This is a genomic window from Chryseobacterium sp. CCNWLW53 (assembly GCF_037083525.1).
GTDB classification, from domain to species: Bacteria; Bacteroidota; Bacteroidia; order Flavobacteriales; family Weeksellaceae; genus Chryseobacterium; species Chryseobacterium lathyri.
Genome location: NZ_JBAOJR010000004.1, coordinates 235831 through 253441, shown reverse-complemented (window position 1 = coordinate 253441; position 17611 = coordinate 235831). Strand labels below are relative to the sequence as shown.

Below are 17611 nucleotides of genomic sequence, written 5' to 3'. Positions count from 1 at the left end.
AATAGTTTTTTTACTTTTGCATCCTTAACAGAATAAACTCAAACGCAGATGAAAAAAACTGGAAATATTCTTGTTTTTATTTTTTCGATCTATGTATGCCTGATGTCCTACTATTTGTATACCCATCAGTATTATAATGCAGATTTAGAAGCCTACATGGGCCTTATTTACAAAACCGAACATTCTGATCTTAAAATAGAAGATATTCATAAAAAAGTTTATACAGAATTAAAAAATATAAATCCTAAACTTTCTGAAATTTCCAAAGCTGAAGAAATTGCAATAGGGGGAAACACTTATTATTATACGCTGTCAAAAAATCCCAAAGCTTATGAAGAAGAACTTCAGCTGTTCTCTGTGAAACCATTTTATAATTTTGTGAACCTGATGTTTTATAAATTAGGTTTTAATGTTTTAACCTCAATATCTTTAACCTCAATATTTTCTTATGTTTTTATCATTACTTTAATATTTGGGTTCCTGATCAGGATTTTAAAGAATTACCCTTTAGCATTCATTATAACGGTCATTATTTCATTATTCAAACCTCTTTTGGAGGCAAGCCGGTATGCTTCGGCAGACAGTTTAGCCTGTTTAATGCTTCTGTTAAGTTTTTATACCTTTATAATTAAGAAAAATCATCTTGCAGCAACAGTTTTCGCGATGCTCTGTGTTTTAACAAGACCGGAATATTTTATTTTATATTCACTTCTTTATATTCTGATTTATTTTTATAAAAACACCCTTCAGATTAAAACAGCGCAAGTATTTTTATCTTACGGATATATCTTCCTTTCCTTTTTTCTGATCCAGTATTTCAATCAGATTTCATGGTCTGTTTTATTTATGAATCAGTTTACAAAAGTTCAGATTTATCCGATATCGAATCCTGATCCGTTCTATTTTCCGGATTATCTGAATTTTATAAAAAAAACAATGATGCTGGACTTTAACGGATCATATTTCCCACTGCTTTTATTGTTTATCGTTATTATTCTGGCCAATAAATTTTCTTTGAACAGCAAAAAAAGCTGGGCTCAATGCTTGTTTTTCGGAGCTGTTTATGCAGCAGTTTTTGTAAGATATCTGGTTTTTCCAAGCCTGGCCAACAGAATGATGATAGGTTTTTATCTGATCATTGTTCTGTCTCTCATCTATATTCAGAATTCTAAGACTGATATATTTAAAAACTCTTTAGAAGCCGGAAAATAATTAGTAATTTTGCGGTCTAAAATTATGGCTAATTTTTCAGGATATCTACCGTATGCTTTTGCATTAATTATCGCAATTCCTTTTTTGGTTTTGCTGAGACAATTCGTACACTCGTACATTACCCTTAAAAATCAGGAGATCAAGCTTCTTTCCGTGAAATCAAACGCTGAAAACAAAGCACATTCCTATGAAAGAATGACCCTCTTTTTAGAAAGAATAAAACCGTCGAATATCATCCAGAAATTTGATAAAGGTCTGGCAGTACACGAGTTTATTTTCCTTACAGAAAAAACCATTAATGAGGAGTTTGAGTACAATTCTTCACAACAGCTGTATATTACAAAAGGCTCATGGAAGAATATCGTAGACTCAAAAAATGCTTTGATCGATTTACTTCATAAAACATATGATGGTCTGAATGGAAATGCAGATCTTGAAGAGTTCAAAACCATTTTCATTATGAACTATATGGAAGGCGATGACTATATTGCTGCTACCATAGAAGACCTTAGAAGAGAAATTTTAATTATAACTTAAAAATAACAAATAAATAATGATTCCAAATTTTAAAGCACATCCATGGCATGGGGTTTCTGCAGGAGAAGATGCGCCAAATGTTGTAAACGTATTTGTGGAAATCGTTCCTTCAGATACTATTAAATATGAAGTAGATAAAGAAACAGGATTTTTGAAGGTTGACAGACCTCAGAAATTTTCCAATATTATTCCCGCTTTATATGGATTTGTTCCAAGAACATACTGCCATAATGAAGTTATGAAATTAGCTGTAGAAGCTGGCGCTGATGATGTGACGGAAGGTGATCATGATCCGCTTGATATCTGTGTGTTAAGTTCTCACAATATTCATTCAGGAGGGTTATTAATGGAAGCTATTCCAATCGGTGGATTCAAAATGATCGATGGAGGAGAAGCAGATGACAAAATTGTTGCTGTAATGATTGGTGACCACGCTTTTGGACATTTCAGAGATATTTCTGAACTTCCGGAAGCTGAAGTGAAAAGATTAATGCACTACTTCTTAACGTATAAAAATTTACCGGATGAGCCTGCAAAATGTAGAATTCATGAGGTATATGGAGCTGAGCATGCTAAAAAAGTGATCAAAGCTTCTCAAAAAGATTACGCAGAAAAATTCGGAGGCTAAAAAATAGCATTTCCAACTCATAATAAAGGCAGATGAATTTCATCTGCCTTTATTTGTTTAATAAGCATCTTTTTTGATAGAGGATAAAAACTTAAATATATTAATGCTTTCCCGGAATAGCACCTTTTTATGCCGTTTCAAATTTTCAGAAAATATATTATAGAATCAGACTTAATAAAACCATAGAATTTTTGTTATATTTATAAAACTAATTACTATTTATTAATATTAAAATAATAAACTATGGATTTGTTCTATTTAATTCCGGTTTTCGGCGTTGTCGCCTTATTGTATACTTTCCTGCAGAGTAACTGGGTAAGTAAGCAGAATGCCGGGAATGAAAAAATGAAAATAATCAGCGGACATATTGCTGACGGTGCAATGGCTTTTCTAAAGGCCGAGTACAAGATTTTAACCTATTTTGTAGTGGTGGTTGCGATATTACTTGCTGTAATGGGATCCAGTAATTCCAATTCCCACTGGAGTATTGGGGTTGCTTTTGCCGTGGGAGCTGTATTTTCTGCATTGGCAGGGTTTATCGGAATGAAAATCGCAACAAAAGCCAATGTAAGAACAGCAGAAGCCGCAAGAACATCACTTTCCAAAGCTCTGAAAGTTTCTTTTACCGGAGGTTCCGTTATGGGAATGGGAGTGGCCGGATTGGCAGTTCTGGGGTTGGGTGCTCTTTTTCTGATCATTAAACAGATTTTCGCTCCTGATGCAACAGTAGATTCCCATGAAATGGAAAAGACCATTGAAATTCTTACAGGATTTTCTCTTGGAGCAGAATCCATTGCTCTTTTTGCAAGAGTAGGTGGTGGTATCTATACAAAAGCTGCAGATGTTGGAGCTGACCTTGTCGGAAAAGTGGAAGCGGGAATTCCTGAGGATGATCCAAGGAATCCAGCCACTATTGCAGATAACGTAGGTGATAATGTAGGAGATGTAGCTGGGATGGGAGCCGACCTCTTCGGATCTTATGTTGCAACAGTATTAGCGACAATGGTTTTGGGTAGAGAAACAATGTCTGATGATGCCTTCGGTGGTTTTGCACCTATCCTTCTTCCAATGCTTATTGCCGGGACAGGAATCATTTTCTCCATGATAGGAACTTTATTTGTAAGAATCAATGATAATGAAGGCTCATCTACTTCCAGCGTACAGAATGCTCTGAATTTGGGTAACTGGGGAAGTATTGTCATTACAGCGATCTCTTCTTATTTTCTGGTCACTTACCTTCTTCCCGAAAAAATGACGCTCAGAGGACACGAGTTCACTAAGATGGGTGTTTTCGGTGCTATAATGGTAGGTCTGGTAGTAGGCACTTTAATGAGCATCATTACGGAATTTTATACAGCTATGGGCAAAAGGCCTGTTTCAAGTATTGTAAGACAATCCTCTACAGGTCATGCAACAAATATTATCGGTGGTTTGGCAGTAGGGATGGAATCAACATTACTTCCTATCCTTGTATTGGCAGGAGGAATTTACGGTTCTTATTTATGTGCAGGACTTTACGGTGTGGCAATTGCAGCAGCCGGAATGATGGCCACTACTGCCATGCAGCTCGCCATTGATGCTTTTGGACCGATTGCTGATAATGCCGGAGGAATTGCTGAAATGAGTGAACTTCCAAAAGAAGTCCGTGAAAGGACAGACATCCTGGATGCTGTAGGAAATACCACAGCAGCTACAGGAAAGGGATTTGCAATTGCTTCCGCTGCATTAACGGCGCTGGCTTTATTTGCTGCCTTTGTAGGAATTGCCGGAATCGATGGAATTGATATCTACAGAGCAGATGTTCTGGCAGGTTTATTTGTGGGAGGAATGATACCGTTTATATTCTCTTCACTTGCCATTACTGCAGTAGGACAAGCTGCGATGGCCATGGTAGAAGAAGTAAGAAGACAGTTTCGTGAAATTCCGGGGATTCTGGAAGGAAAAGCACAGCCCGAATATGAGAAGTGTGTAGCCATATCAACAGATGCATCCATCAGAAAAATGATGCTTCCAGGGGCTATTGCCATTATTTCACCTTTGCTGATCGGATTTATATTCGGACCTGAAGTTTTAGGAGGATTTTTAGCCGGTGCTACCGTGAGCGGTGTTCTGATGGGGATGTTCCAGAATAATGCAGGTGGTGCCTGGGATAATGCTAAAAAGTCATTTGAAAAAGGCGTTGATATCAATGGTCAGACCTATTATAAAGGTTCAGAACCTCATAAGGCTTCCGTAACCGGAGATACTGTGGGAGATCCTTTTAAAGATACTTCAGGACCATCAATGAACATTCTGATCAAATTGATGTCCATTGTTTCATTAGTTATTGCACCAACATTGGCAGTACTGCATAAAGATAAAATTGAAGCCAACAGGAAAGCGAAACTGGAAAGCCTGACAAGAGCTTATAATGCGACTTCAACTGCAACCCATACAGATCTTCAAACCGTTCCCGCTTCTCCAAAAGAAATCAAAGGACATCTTAATGAAAACGGGGATTTTGTTTATGAGACAGGAAACATTCAGGAAATAAAATTGAAAGGCGGAAAAACAATCGCTTTAGGAGAAGGAAGCAGACTATTCCAGCTATACAATTCGGTAAATCAAAAAGATCAGACTATCATAGATCCTAATAACTGGTATACTCTGGAAAACCTTTATTTCGAAACCGGTTCCAGTGATCTGAAAGCCGGATCAGATGCTCAGCTTAATAACCTTGCTGAAATCTTAAATGCCTATCCTGACGTGAAAATTAAATTGGGAGGGTATACAGATAATACCGGCAATGAAGAAAGCAATCAGAAATTATCGAATCTGAGAGCTCAGACTGCAAAACTGAAGCTTTTGGAGCTGGGAATTTCATCAGACAGGGTAGAAGCAGAAGGCTATGGCTCTCAGCATCCGGTTTGTGAAGCGAATGACACGGATGAGTGTAAAGCAAAAAACAGAAGAATTGATGTAAGAGTTTTAAGTCTCTAAGATCGAATGATCAAATATTTTAAAGCACCGTCTCAAGCGGTGCTTTTTCATTGATATGAAGATTTTTTAGTTAATAATCTTCTTTATGCATAAACTATGATTCTTTGTAATGACAGGTTTCAAATATTAAAGGTTTTTCTGCAGGTGTTCCAAAGCCTGGATGATCAATTCATCCTTTTTAGCAAAACTGAACCGCACATAATCGGAGTTCTGCCGCGAATTATAGAAAGCAGAAAGTGGAAGACATGCTGTTCCTTTCTTTACCGTCAACCATTTTGAAAATTCTACATCTGTCATAGTTTTAGAAACATTCCTGAAATTAACGATCTGAAAGACGCTTCCTTCAGCCTTTTTGATAGCTTCCAAAGGTGTAAATGCAATCATTTCATTAAAAATATCTCTTTTTCGCTGCATTATATTTTTGTTTTCACTGGAATCGAATACTTCCAGATATTTAGCAAGAGCATATTGGGCAGGAGCATTCGCACTATAGGAAATATATTGCTGATGACATCTGAATTTTGAGGTAAGGTATTCTGAGGCAAGTAAATAGCTCACCTTCCAACCGGAAGTATGAAACATTTTTCCAAAAGAGAAGATACAGAAGGTCCTGTTTCTCAGCTCAGGATGAAGAAAAGAACTGTAATGTTCAAGCCCGTCGTAGCAATAGGTATCGTAAATTTCTTCCGAGATAAGGTAAATTTCCTGATGCCTTATCAGTTCATAAAGCTGGTTCCAGTCATTCTGCTTCCAGATTGTTCCCGTTGGATTTTGTGGCGAATTAACAATAATGGCTTTTGTTTTTCCGGAAATGCATTTTTGAAAATTTTCCCAGTTTATGGTAAAATCATTATCAAGGTCATAATAAACAGGAATACCGCCATTTTGAACAACTGCAGGTGCGTAAGTATAATAGGAAGGCTGAATAATGATAACTTCATCTCCTTGATTTAGAATAGATTTAAGGGCTGTATTTAAAGCAAAAGTTGCACAGGGAACAACAGTCACCTCATTTTCTTTAAGTCTGATGCTGTTTTTACGTGCTGTGTTATAAGTAATGATATTGTTAATGAGCATCGGATTTCCTGCAAGTGGCTCATACTGATGTTTATTACAATCTACAGCCTCCTTTAAAAATGATTTTAATCGCTCATCAATATCAAAGTCGGGAAGTCCTAAAGACAGATCAAAACTATTATGTTTTGTAGCCAGCTCAGACATTTCCGTGAAAAAGGAATAGTGTGTAAATCCGTAAATTTTTTCCATCTATATTGCATTTATATCAAATATAAGAAAAATAGGCATCCGTTGAAGGTTAAATAAAATTTGTTATTTTTAAGCAAATTATTATTGTATGAAAAAAATACTTATCCCGTTGTTAGGGCTGGCTGTTATGGTGAGCTGCGGAACGGCGAAAACTTCTGAAGGTGCTTCGGCCCAATCCACTCAATCCGTGTCTGTAGCAAAAGGGGATAAAGCCTTTCTTGCTGCATATAAGACCATTAAATCTGATGAACTAAAGAAAAACTTATATGTGATCGCTTCCGATGAAATGGCAGGAAGAGATACCGGAAGTCCTGGACAGAAAAAAGCGGGTGAGTATATGGTTGATTATTATAAAGGCTTAGGAATTACTCCTCCAAAGGCGTTAGGTTCCTATTATCAAAAGGTTCCTGCAGAATTTATGAAGAAAAGAGGAGGCGGAAACCTTCCGGATTCTGAAAATATCCTTGCTTTCATTGAAGGAAGTGAGAAACCGGAAGAAATAATAGTGATTTCTGCACATTACGACCATGTCGGAACCAAAAACGGAGTTGTTTACAACGGAGCTGATGATGACGGAAGCGGAACTGTAGCCGTTATGCAGATCGCGAAAGCATTCCAGGAAGCTAAAAAGGCTGGAAACGCGCCAAAAAGATCAATTCTATTCCTTCATGTAACAGGAGAAGAGCATGGCCTGTTCGGATCTGAGTACTATACCAGCAATCCCGTATTTCCGCTTGCCAATACTGTTGTTGACCTCAATATTGATATGATTGGACGTGATGATGCCGCAAACCGAGGAAAACAATATGTATATGTGATAGGTTCTGAAATGCTGAGCTCTCAGCTTAAAGTCATCAATGAAGCTGCCAACAAAAAAACGAATAATCTGGAATTAAACTATAAATACGATGATCCTGCGGATCCGGAACAGCTATATTACCGTTCAGACCATTATAATTTCGCTAAAAACAATGTTCCGGTAGCCTTTTTCTTTGACGGTATTCATGAAGATTATCATAAACCAACCGATGATCCTGAGAAAATTGATTATCCATTGCTGGAAAAAAGAGCCCAGCTGGTTTTTGCCACTGCCTGGGAAATTGCCAACAGAGCAGAAAGAATTGTAGTAGATAAAAAATAAAATATTTTATTGAATCATCACAAAACACAAAATAAAAATTGCTTTAATTAATAATGTTTAAAGTTTAATAAACCAATGGTTTGTGTTTTTTAGTAAGGTACATTTTATCGGAGATTCCTAATAAAGCATCAGGCACATAAAATTGTGCCTTTGCATTGACCAACTTCAATTTTATAAAAATAGCTAACCAACATAAGAATAACCAAATGAAAACAGCAATTCGCGAAGCCAGGACTGAAGACATTCCACAGATCCAGATCGTCCGGAACTCAGTAAAAGAGAATATGCTTTCTGATCCCGCCTTGGTAACTGACGCAGACTGTGAAGAATTTCTGTTTGAAAGAGGAAAAGGCTGGGTAGGTGAGATAGAATCCCGGATTATTGGTTTTTCTATTGTAGATCTGAAGGAAAATAATATCTGGGCACTTTTTATACATCCTGATTTTGAGAATCTCGGAATTGGAAGGAAGCTTCATGATGTTATGCTTGACTGGTATTTTGAACAAACCAAAGAAGATGTATGGCTGGGAACTGCACCGGGAACAAGAGCGGAAGCATTTTACAGGAAGTCCGGATGGCAGGAGAGAGGTATGCATGGAAAAGGAGAAATCAAATTTGAAATGACTTATAATAACTGGAAAAACAGAAAACAATGAGACAGCATGTAAAATCCATCAGGCCATTTATCGGGGCTGAAAATTTTGAAATAAGCAGAAGCTTCTACAGAGATCTTGGATTTGAGGAAATAATTCTTGAACCTAAATTATCTTTGTTTAAAAGGCAGGAAACCGGATTCTATCTTCAGGATTACTATGCTAAAGACTGGATAGACAATACCATGGTCTTTATGGAAGTCGAGAATACGGATGAATTCTGGAAGGAACTTCAGACTTTGCGTCTTACTGAGAAATATGAAAAAGTAAAGCTTACCCCCGTAAGAACAATGGACTGGGGAAAAGAATGCTTTGTACATGATCCGTCCGGGATTTTGTGGCATTTCGGAGAGTTTTTTTAATGATAGAAGGAAATATGATTTACGCTTTTGATACCTATTATTATGAGGACCATGCAAACACTGTGTGTATCGCATTTGAAGACTGGACCTCAGAAAATGAGTCTGATATTTATACTGAAAAAACAGAAGTCTCTTCCGGATATGAAAGTGGTGCTTTCTACAAGCGGGAACTGCCCTGCATTTTGAGCCTATTAAAGAAAATATCCTTAAAAGAAGGAGACATTATTATCGTAGATGGCTATGTTACCCTTGATAATGATGGTAAAATAGGTCTTGGAGGATACCTCTATGAAGCCTTAGACCGAAAATATGCAATCATTGGAATTGCAAAGAACGAGTTTGCTTCTCCGGATTCCCAAAGAAGAAGTGTTTTAAGAGGAGAAAGCAAAACTCCGTTATTTCTTACCGCAAAAGGTGCGGATGTAGATGAACTATTGCCTAAAGTAGAGCAGATGTCCGGAGCTTACCGGATACCAGCACTGTTGAAAAAGCTCGATCAGCTTTCCAGAGCTTAATATTTTTGCTTACACACTTAGATTCTACAGATATTTCTGCATGTATAATAAATGTATATACTGTTAGTTTTCAGCAGCTTTATTTTAAATATCTTCCTTTATTTTTAATTATTCTTTTAAAAGTGATAAATATCATTCGATTCTTATTTTTATTGATTCTAAATAAATATAAATTTGTCTCAACAAAATAAAAGAATAAATGAAGAAATTATCTACTTTTTCTGCTGTGGTATTCTATATGATGATGAATGCACAATACTGTACTCCTGCATTTCAATATGGCACAGATAGCAATATGATCACCAATGTAAGTTTTGGAAATATCAATAATACCTCAACTTCACAATCAGGGAATGCGCAGCCTTATGAGGATTTTACCTCACTGTCTGTAGATCTTCAGGCCGGAAACAGTTATCAGATTTCTATAAAAGGGCCCTCCGGTACTTTTCCAAGTGACGTTGTGGTTTTTATTGATTTTAACAAGAACGGTAATTTTGATGATGCGGGAGAAAATTTTTATATAGGCAGACTGGCAGCAGCGAATCCTTTTAATGCCTTTACGATTAACGGTACCATTACAGTTCCCGCGAATGCAGCATCCGGTGCCACAAGAATGAGAGTACTGAAAAATACCAATACAGCTGCTTATTCTGATCCCAACGCACCGAATTCGATCACTACAGCTTGTGATACCAGCTTAAGAGCGGGACAAACCGAAGATTACACTGTAAATATTGCAGGAAATAATATGGTTTTCCCATGGCCCTACTGCGGAGCTGAAAATGTCACAACCCTGACTGTTAGTGAAATTACAAAGATAGAATTTACAGGAATTTCCAACGAAAGTCATATAGACGGAACTTCAGACGCAGTTGAGAACTTTACATCTACAGTTTTCAGTGTGAACAGAGGTAATTCTTATCCAATAACCGTCACTGGAGGAACTCAGGGACAGACAACCGTCTCAGTGTATGCCTATATCGATCTTAATCACAATAATACTTTTGATCCGAACGAAGCGTTTAATTTAGGCTATCTGGATAATTCTGATCCTATTCCCGGCAGACAGTCTGGAGTAACGTCTGGAACAATCAGCATTCCTGCTGATGCAATGCTGGGATCAACCCGGTTCAGAATTGTTAAAGCTTATGAATCTAATTCATGGATGGGAACCTTGGAAAATCTGCCATGTCCAGCAGGGTGGTTCATTGGACAGGTTGAAGATTATACTTTAAATGTGCTGGCATCCAATCTGGCTACATCGGAGGTAACAAAAAAATCATCTGCAAAAATATACCCAAATCCTACATCAGGTTCCGTAACGGTACAAACAGAAGGCGGACTTGAAAAATATGAAGTTTATAGCGTATCTGGACAGAAACTTTTGGAAGGAATATCCGGTGTTGTTAATATGAATGGCTTTACTCCCGGGACTTATCTGATCAGGATCTACACTAAAGATAAAAAAAGCATCACCAAAAAGATCATTAAAAAATAAGAACACTTTATCTAATCATATCCATATCAATTTTTGTTTTTTTTAACCGGCAGATTCTATCTGTCGGTTTTCTTTTTAGTCAGGTATAACTGAATATTGTGTTGAAAGGTTTTACAATGATTTTGATTCCAGTATTTCTAATAAATCATGCTTCGACAGCTTCTGAATGCCTGTTCCGTCAGTCTGAAGCAGATTTTGGGCCAGCTCATTTTTCTTTTTCTGAAGACTTAAAATCTTCTCTTCCACAGTATTTGAACAGATCAGCCGGACTGCAATCACATTTTTAGTCTGACCGATTCTATAACTACGGTCGATCGCCTGGTTTTCCGCTGCAGGATTCCACCACGGATCTACGAGGTAAATATAATCTGCCTGAGTAAGGTTCAGGCCTACGCCGCCCGCTTTTAAACTGATCAGGAATACCCGGATCTCTTCATTCTCCTGGAAATTATTAACGGTCTTGCCTCTGTTTTTGGTTTGTCCCGTAAGATATTCAAAAGGAATCTTTTTACGTTCAAGTTCAGCTTTAAGCAAGTCCAGCATCTCTACAAATTGTGAGAATACAAGGATTTTATGATCTTTCGACTTACTTTGGATCTGTTCCATCAGTATTTCTATTTTCACGGCATGATCGCCGGAATATCCTTCTTTTAATAGTACAGGAGAATTACAGATCTGTCTGAGCCTGGTAAGTCCGGTCAGAACATGCATGCTGTTTTTATTCAGATCATCGTCATCATTGGCGGCAATAAATTCACGGAGTTCCTTTTCATAAGCATCATAGATTTTACGCTGTTCAGTATCCATTTCGCAGTAGATTACCATTTCCGTCTTTTCAGGAAGCTCTTTGGCAACCTGCTTTTTTGTCCTGCGGAGAATAAAAGGCTTGATTTTCTGTTGAAGCTCCTGGGCACGCTTACCATATTCAAATTTATCAATGGGAACGGCATAAATGTCTTTAAAATACTGCTTGCTTCCCAAAAGTCCCGGACAGGCAAAAGAAAGCTGACTGTAAAGATCGAAAGTGTTGTTTTCAATAGGAGTCCCTGTAAGAACAAACCTGTTTCTTGAATTCAACAAGCGGGCTGCTTTATATCTTTCTGAATTAGGATTTTTAATTGTCTGTGATTCATCAAGGAAAACACAGTTAAAACGGAAGTCTTTCAGAAAACGGATATCCGAAAGTAACATTCCATAGCTGGTAAGTACTACCTCATATTCAGAAAAATGTTCTGCAGTTTTCAGTCTTTCGGCTCCATAATGAGTCATTACATTTATTGAAGGAGCGAACCTGTTAATCTCTTCCTGCCAGTTGAAGAGCAAGGAAGTAGGAACTACGACAAGATGGGTAACATGGCCTCGTTTTTTACGTTGAGAAAGAATAAACGCGATCACCTGAAGTGTTTTTCCAAGACCCATATCATCCGCAAGACATCCTCCGAAATTAAAGCTGTCCAAAAAGCTCAGCCAGTTCAGTCCGTCATGCTGATAATCCCTCAAAACAGCTTTCAATCCTGAAGGAATATCGATTTGGGGAATATCTTTAACGGATGAGAACTGAAGTGAATAAGAAGAAAGCTCTTCCTGTACCTCGCTGCTCAAAATATCCTTTTCAAACAGTGAAGACACTTCCGTAAAATTGATCTTTGGAATTTTAAGTTCCTCAGCATCAATTTCCCCGATCCGGAAAAATTCATTCATCCTGTTGATCCATTCTTCCGGGAGAACCCCGAGCGTCCCGTCGTCCAGCTGTACAAATTTACTTCTGTTGCGTATAGCGCGATGAAGCTGTTTCAGTGTGGCATCCTTCTGTCCGAAGCTTACCTTTAATTTAGCATTGAACCAATCCAGCCCACTGGTGATCTGAATATTGACTTTTGCTTTGTAAGAATTGAGTTTAGTATTTTTAAGCTCATTGAATCCAAGAATGACAACACCTTCACGTCTCCATACTTCAAAAGCACCAAGAAACCAGTCCTGATCCAGGAACTTATCTTTATGCAGATAAAAATAATCATAGCCGTCCATCTGTGCTTCGAAGTCGGGGTGCTGCTTCATAATGAGATAGGTAAAACGGGCTTCTTCTGCGTCATTTCTATCAATTTTAAATACATTTCCATTCTGATCCGTTCCGAAAAGCTGTTTCTTGGAATAGACGGCAACTTCTGCCTGTCCATATTTCATGACCGGAGTCAAAGCAATGTAATTTCCTTGCTGGCGAAGATAAATGACCCATTCGTTACTGTGGTTTTCTTCTTCAAGCTGTACTGGTGTTGCAGGCTGTATATAACTATAATTGATATGAATACGTTCTTCCAGTGAAGAAAGAATATTTTTCATGAATCCTTCATATTTCGAGGAATGAACAAGCAGGATCTCATTATTGGTTTTAAAAAATTTAATTACCCTCAGCATATCCGGATCATCTACAAAACTGAAAGTATTCCGGCTGTAGACAAAATATTCATTCCTGATCATTATATTTTTAAAAGGAATGGATGCATCATTGAATTCTAACGCTCCGGTTACCTCATAAAAAGGCTCCTTTTTGAATACGCTAAGCTGTATTTCTGCCTGCAAAACCTCAAGATGTACAGGGACAAGAGATTTTGATGAAACGGTCTCGGACAGCTCACGGTCATGATAATAAGTTTCCAGCCCAAGCGGATTCTGTACGATAAGTTTTAGAGCTTCCAGCTCTGCAGTATTGTAATCCTCATTATAATTATTCTGAAACGCTGAAACAGCAGTGTAGAATTTAATATGCTGTGGCTCTTCAGCTTTCCAGATAAGCTGCATGGCATCAACAGGATGGACAGGATTTTTGAGTTTTCCTGCCTGGGTAGTTTCAGCTTCCATGAGTGAAAAATTCAGGTGGCTGTAATAACGGTGCCTTCCGATGACCAGTATTTTTCTCTTCCCACTGTCCTGTAATGCTAATTGATTGATTACTGAAGAACGTTGAGGAAGAAGCTGCTGTTTAAAAATATCCTCATCTATAGGTAACATTTCCCTGATCTTAGGCTTTACTTCGATTTTGTCATTAACATATTCAAGCTCAAAATAGATATCAAGCTCCGGTTCATTTTCTAAGCCGTAACTTTTAGCTTTAGCAATAAACAGTTTCTTACGAAGAAAAGGATCAAAAAAAGTCCTGAATTTTTTCTCCTCTATGATACAGTGGATGATTTCTGCCTGATGCTCACAAAGTTTGTCTTTAGGGGTATGGCAGGTACATGTACTTATTATAGAGCTGCCAATCTGGCCGACGGAAACCTCCGGGAAATCTTTTAACGGGGATCTTTTAGTAAAAACGCCTATATTGTTTTCGATGGCAGTAGGATAGATATTATGAAAATCTCTGATCTCCAGGAATGCGCTGCCTGAAGTATGTTTCAGGAGATCATAAACGGAAAGTATATTGATGCTTGTATTTTCAAGAATATAGGCTGCCATAAGCATGCGAATTTACAAAAAATGAAAACAACAATCTAAGGGATTGAGAATGAAGTGAAAATCTAATGATAGAAAGCGATCTGAGGGATGGTAATGTTTCATTTTATGCTCTGAATACCAATATAAATATTCAATTCTATTTTATCATACGATTAATAGATATTTTATCGTTAATATTGTACAATATTTAAATTCATGAAAAAACCAAAATGAATTTAAGAAGATTATAATTTTTTTTTAATGACAAGCAAGATTATAGGAGTCGGCAATTATATTCCGCCGGAAACAATTACAAATTTATTTTTTGACAAGCATCATTTTATTAATAAAAACGGGGAGTCATTAAAGGAAGCGAATGATATTATTGCCAGAAAGCTCAAGGAAATTACCGGCATAGAAGAAAGAAGATACGCATCTGAGGATCAGGTGACTTCAGATCTGGGGCTGATTGCAGCACAGAGAGCAATAGAAAATTCAAAAATAGATCCGGAGACCCTGGATTACATCATATTTGCCCATAATTTTGGTGATGTCCGCTTTGGCACCGTTCAGTCGGATAGTGTGCCAAGTCTGGCTTCAAGAGTAAAACATCTTCTAAAGATCAAAAATAATTTCTGTGTAGCCTATGATGTTCTGTTCGGATGTCCGGGCTGGATAGAAGGTGTGATACAGGCTAATGCCTTCATCAAATCGGGTATTGCAAAACGCTGCCTGGTTATTGGTGCAGAAACACTTTCCAGAGTCGTTGATATTCACGACAGGGACAGTATGATCTATGCGGATGGTGCAGGAGCGGTTATCATGGAAATAAGTGAAGATGGTAAAGGAATACAGTCCCATTTATCGGCTTCTTATACCCTGAACGAAAAAGATTACCTTTTCTTTGGTAAGTCATACAACAATGAAAGCTGTCCTGATACGAAATATATCAAAATGGAAGGCAGAAAAATTTATGAATTTGCTCTTGTAAATGTGGCGGATGCTATGAAGAAGTGTCTGGATGCAAGCGGATATTCTATAGATCAGCTAGATAAAATTATCATTCATCAGGCTAATGAGAAAATGGATGAGGCGATTGTAAAACGTTTTTATCAGCTTTATGATTTGACAATGCCTGAGAATATCATGCCGATGGTAATCGATAAATTAGGGAACAGCAGTGTGGCTACCATTCCAACGTTGCTTACGATGATCCTGAATGGAGAACTTCCTTCCCATGAAATAAAAGAAGGACATGTGGTTTTATTTGCTTCTGTAGGAGCAGGGATGAATATCAATTCATTTGTCTATAAATTTTAAGATAAGATAATCTGAAGAGAATTCACAGCTTATACTGCATTTCTCTTTTTAATAAACAAGGCCCGGATTTTAAATCCGGGCCTTTCTATTTTGAGATAATTCCTTCAAAAAACTATTTAAAATCCATTTTGGATACACGTTAGTCCAATTTGGCAACTCCAGCCTTTATTCGAATCCTGACCTTTGTCCTGTTAATTTAATACAGAACAAAATGAAAACAATTTTTATAACAGGCGCTTCAACAGGATTAGGAAAAGCGGCTGCCCAATTATTTCAAAGCAGAGGCTGGAACGTTATTGCTACTATGAGAAACCCGGAAGCAGCTTCTGAACTTGCCGCCTTGGACAATGTAACCCTGCTTCCTTTGGATGTTACCAATCTGGAACAGATAAAATCGACTGTAAATAAAGCCCTTGAGCTGGGGAATGTAGATGTGGTTTTCAATAATGCAGGATATGGGCTTATTGGTCCTTTGGAAGCCTTAAAAGATGAGCAGATTTTAAAGCAGCTGGATACCAACCTTCTTGGGGTGATTCGTGTAACACAAGCTTTTATTCCATATTTCAGAGAGAAAAAGAGCGGAATGTTTATTTCTACCACCTCAATCGGAGGATTGATTGCATTTCCTTTGGGTTCAACCTATCATGCAACCAAATGGGCGCTGGAGGGTTGGAGCGAGAGTCTATCTTATGAACTGAATAAATTCGGCATTAATATCAAAACTGTATCTCCAGGAGGAATTAAGACCGATTTTGTAAGTCGTTCTTTAGATTCCGCAACGAGCCCGGCCTATGAAGAGATTACCAATTCCCTTTTTTCCAGTATGGAAGGAATGATGGAAGCGGCTTCCAAACCTGAACAGATTGCTGAAGTGGTATATGAAGCAGCTACAGATGGCAAGAAGCAGTTAAGATACGTAGCAGGAGAGGATGCAAAAGCATTATATGCCCAGCGTCTTGAACTGGGAGCTGAAGCTTTCAGAGAGCAGTTCGGCAAACAGTTTATTTAAGATATTTTTAAATATTGAGACGGCATAGATTTTATTTATGCTGTCTTTTAATTCAAATATTTAATACATTTATATCATGGAAAAGAAGGATAATACACCTATGAAAATTTCATCCATATCGGAGCTTCACGACCTGCTGAAACTTCCCAAACCGCTTCATCCGTTAGTAAGCCTGGTAGATAATACGAAAATGATTGTAAATAAGGAATTGCTGAACAGAAGCTTTTACCTGAATTTTTATAAGATTTCGTATAAGTTTTCTGAACATGGAAAGATGGGTTACGGACAGGGATATTATGATTTTAACGAAGGAGGCATGATGTTTACGGCGCCGGGACAGATTCTTTCTACTGATGCGGACGCAGAATACTGTGGATATACGTTGCTTGTACATCCGGATTTTATACGGACCTATCCTTTGGGCAAGAACATTAAAAAATTCGGGTTCTTTTCCTATGATACCAACGAGGCACTGCATCTATCTGATCAGGAAAAAACAATCATCACCGGATTACTGGATAATATCAGGAATGAGCTGAATACAGCGATTGACGAAGTCAGCCAGGACGTTATTGTGTCTTATATTGAGGTTCTGCTGAATTACAGCAACCGCTTTTATAAAAGACAGTTTATCACCAGAAAAGCAGTCAACAGTGATATTTTATCTAAAATGGAAGGTATACTGGAAGACTATTTCAATAAACAGGAAACATTAACCAAAGGACTTCCCACCGTGGAGTTCCTGGCCTCAGAAATGAACCTTTCGCCGCATTATCTGAGTGATATGCTCCGGAACCTTACGGGACAGAATGCCCAGCAGCACATTCATGAAAAACTGATTGAAAAGGCTAAAGAATATCTTATAGCTACGAATTTTTCCGTATCGGAAGTCGCTTATGCTTTAGGGTTTGAGCATCCTCAATCGTTCAATAAGCTTTTTAAAAAGAAAATGGAAAAAACTCCTTTAAGCTACAGACAATCATTTAATTGAGATATATTTCATAGGATGAGTAATAATATTGGGAGGAAAAGGAATGGACTACCTAATCATTAGCT

14 protein-coding genes are annotated in these 17611 nt (G+C 37.7%); 12 read left to right on the top strand and 2 right to left on the bottom strand.

All coding sequences use genetic code 11. The annotated features are described in order from the left end of the window. Nucleotides 1-48: 48 nt before the first annotated feature. The 4 genes from V6R96_RS14350 to V6R96_RS14335 all read left to right on the top strand — a co-directional run bounded on the left by V6R96_RS14350 (nucleotide 49) and on the right by V6R96_RS14335 (nucleotide 5356). The gene (locus tag V6R96_RS14350) at nucleotides 49-1212 is read left to right on the top strand and encodes a hypothetical protein (protein ID WP_336379378.1); all 1164 of its coding nucleotides are present in this window, start codon (nucleotides 49-51) and stop codon (nucleotides 1210-1212) included. Between the two features lie 24 nt (nucleotides 1213-1236). Then, complete coding sequence (locus V6R96_RS14345; protein ID WP_336379379.1) at nucleotides 1237-1749, top strand: hypothetical protein; 513 nt, start codon at nucleotides 1237-1239, stop codon at nucleotides 1747-1749. Nucleotides 1750-1765: 16 nt separating this feature from the next. Beyond that, entirely contained in the window at nucleotides 1766-2377 is a 612-nt protein-coding gene (locus V6R96_RS14340) for an inorganic pyrophosphatase (protein ID WP_111953138.1), read from the top strand. Nucleotides 2378-2620: 243 nt separating this feature from the next. After that, nucleotides 2621-5356, top strand: coding sequence for a sodium-translocating pyrophosphatase (locus V6R96_RS14335; protein WP_336379380.1), 2736 nt, complete (start codon nucleotides 2621-2623; stop codon nucleotides 5354-5356). 126 nt (nucleotides 5357-5482) lie between these two features. Here V6R96_RS14335 and V6R96_RS14330 read toward each other — a convergent pair whose 3' ends face one another. Continuing rightward, nucleotides 5483-6622, bottom strand: a complete 1140-nt coding sequence (locus V6R96_RS14330) for an aminotransferase class I/II-fold pyridoxal phosphate-dependent enzyme (protein ID WP_336379381.1) — start codon at nucleotides 6620-6622, stop codon at nucleotides 5483-5485. Nucleotides 6623-6710: 88 nt separating this feature from the next. Between V6R96_RS14330 and V6R96_RS14325 the strand changes: the two genes are divergently transcribed. The 5 genes from V6R96_RS14325 (at nucleotide 6711) to V6R96_RS14305 (ending at nucleotide 10791) form a co-directional block, all read left to right on the top strand. Beyond that, nucleotides 6711-7763, top strand: a complete 1053-nt coding sequence (locus V6R96_RS14325) for a M28 family metallopeptidase (protein WP_336379382.1) — start codon at nucleotides 6711-6713, stop codon at nucleotides 7761-7763. Between the two features lie 206 nt (nucleotides 7764-7969). After that, entirely contained in the window at nucleotides 7970-8419 is a 450-nt protein-coding gene (locus tag V6R96_RS14320) for a GNAT family N-acetyltransferase (RefSeq protein WP_223559640.1), read from the top strand. Then, nucleotides 8416-8778: a VOC family protein gene (locus V6R96_RS14315; protein WP_336379383.1), complete on the top strand. Its 363-nt coding sequence runs from the start codon at nucleotides 8416-8418 to the stop codon at nucleotides 8776-8778. Before V6R96_RS14320 ends, V6R96_RS14315 begins: the two co-directional genes overlap by 4 nt. Next, nucleotides 8778-9293 (top strand): endonuclease V, encoded by a 516-nt coding sequence (locus V6R96_RS14310; protein ID WP_336379384.1) that lies wholly within the window; start codon nucleotides 8778-8780, stop codon nucleotides 9291-9293. The genes V6R96_RS14315 and V6R96_RS14310 overlap by 1 nt, the downstream gene beginning before the upstream one ends. A 199-nt stretch (nucleotides 9294-9492) precedes the next feature. Continuing rightward, nucleotides 9493-10791, top strand: a complete 1299-nt coding sequence (locus V6R96_RS14305; RefSeq protein WP_336379385.1) for a GEVED domain-containing protein — start codon at nucleotides 9493-9495, stop codon at nucleotides 10789-10791. Nucleotides 10792-10902: 111 nt separating this feature from the next. Here V6R96_RS14305 and V6R96_RS14300 read toward each other — a convergent pair whose 3' ends face one another. After that, the gene (locus V6R96_RS14300) at nucleotides 10903-14247 is read right to left on the bottom strand and encodes an SNF2-related protein (protein ID WP_336379386.1); all 3345 of its coding nucleotides are present in this window, start codon (nucleotides 14245-14247) and stop codon (nucleotides 10903-10905) included. Between the two features lie 240 nt (nucleotides 14248-14487). Here V6R96_RS14300 and V6R96_RS14295 point away from each other — a divergent pair, with 240 nt between their 5' ends. From V6R96_RS14295 to V6R96_RS14285, 3 genes are all read left to right on the top strand, one after another. Then, entirely contained in the window at nucleotides 14488-15546 is a 1059-nt protein-coding gene (locus V6R96_RS14295) for a 3-oxoacyl-ACP synthase III family protein (RefSeq protein WP_111953152.1), read from the top strand. Nucleotides 15547-15757: 211 nt separating this feature from the next. Beyond that, entirely contained in the window at nucleotides 15758-16555 is a 798-nt protein-coding gene (locus V6R96_RS14290; protein WP_336379387.1) for an SDR family oxidoreductase, read from the top strand. A gap of 76 nt (nucleotides 16556-16631) precedes the next feature. Beyond that, nucleotides 16632-17546, top strand: a complete 915-nt coding sequence (locus tag V6R96_RS14285) for a helix-turn-helix transcriptional regulator (protein ID WP_336379388.1) — start codon at nucleotides 16632-16634, stop codon at nucleotides 17544-17546. Nucleotides 17547-17611: the final 65 nt, after the last annotated feature.

What these genes read in the sequence shown, in the direction of transcription:
- V6R96_RS14310 (WP_336379384.1), top strand. Translation starts at nt 8,778, where the DNA reads ATGATAGAAGGAAATATGATTTACGCTTTTGATACCTATTATTATGAG.
- V6R96_RS14330 (WP_336379381.1), bottom strand. Translation starts at nt 6,622, where the DNA reads ATGGAAAAAATTTACGGATTTACACACTATTCCTTTTTCACGGAAATG.
- V6R96_RS14345 (WP_336379379.1), top strand. Translation starts at nt 1,237, where the DNA reads ATGGCTAATTTTTCAGGATATCTACCGTATGCTTTTGCATTAATTATC.
- V6R96_RS14335 (WP_336379380.1), top strand. Translation starts at nt 2,621, where the DNA reads ATGGATTTGTTCTATTTAATTCCGGTTTTCGGCGTTGTCGCCTTATTG.
- V6R96_RS14320 (WP_223559640.1), top strand. Translation starts at nt 7,970, where the DNA reads ATGAAAACAGCAATTCGCGAAGCCAGGACTGAAGACATTCCACAGATC.
- V6R96_RS14290 (WP_336379387.1), top strand. Translation starts at nt 15,758, where the DNA reads ATGAAAACAATTTTTATAACAGGCGCTTCAACAGGATTAGGAAAAGCG.
- V6R96_RS14350 (WP_336379378.1), top strand. Translation starts at nt 49, where the DNA reads ATGAAAAAAACTGGAAATATTCTTGTTTTTATTTTTTCGATCTATGTA.
- V6R96_RS14300 (WP_336379386.1), bottom strand. Translation starts at nt 14,247, where the DNA reads ATGGCAGCCTATATTCTTGAAAATACAAGCATCAATATACTTTCCGTT.
- V6R96_RS14340 (WP_111953138.1), top strand. Translation starts at nt 1,766, where the DNA reads ATGATTCCAAATTTTAAAGCACATCCATGGCATGGGGTTTCTGCAGGA.
- V6R96_RS14325 (WP_336379382.1), top strand. Translation starts at nt 6,711, where the DNA reads ATGAAAAAAATACTTATCCCGTTGTTAGGGCTGGCTGTTATGGTGAGC.
- V6R96_RS14305 (WP_336379385.1), top strand. Translation starts at nt 9,493, where the DNA reads ATGAAGAAATTATCTACTTTTTCTGCTGTGGTATTCTATATGATGATG.
- V6R96_RS14285 (WP_336379388.1), top strand. Translation starts at nt 16,632, where the DNA reads ATGGAAAAGAAGGATAATACACCTATGAAAATTTCATCCATATCGGAG.
- V6R96_RS14295 (WP_111953152.1), top strand. Translation starts at nt 14,488, where the DNA reads ATGACAAGCAAGATTATAGGAGTCGGCAATTATATTCCGCCGGAAACA.
- V6R96_RS14315 (WP_336379383.1), top strand. Translation starts at nt 8,416, where the DNA reads ATGAGACAGCATGTAAAATCCATCAGGCCATTTATCGGGGCTGAAAAT.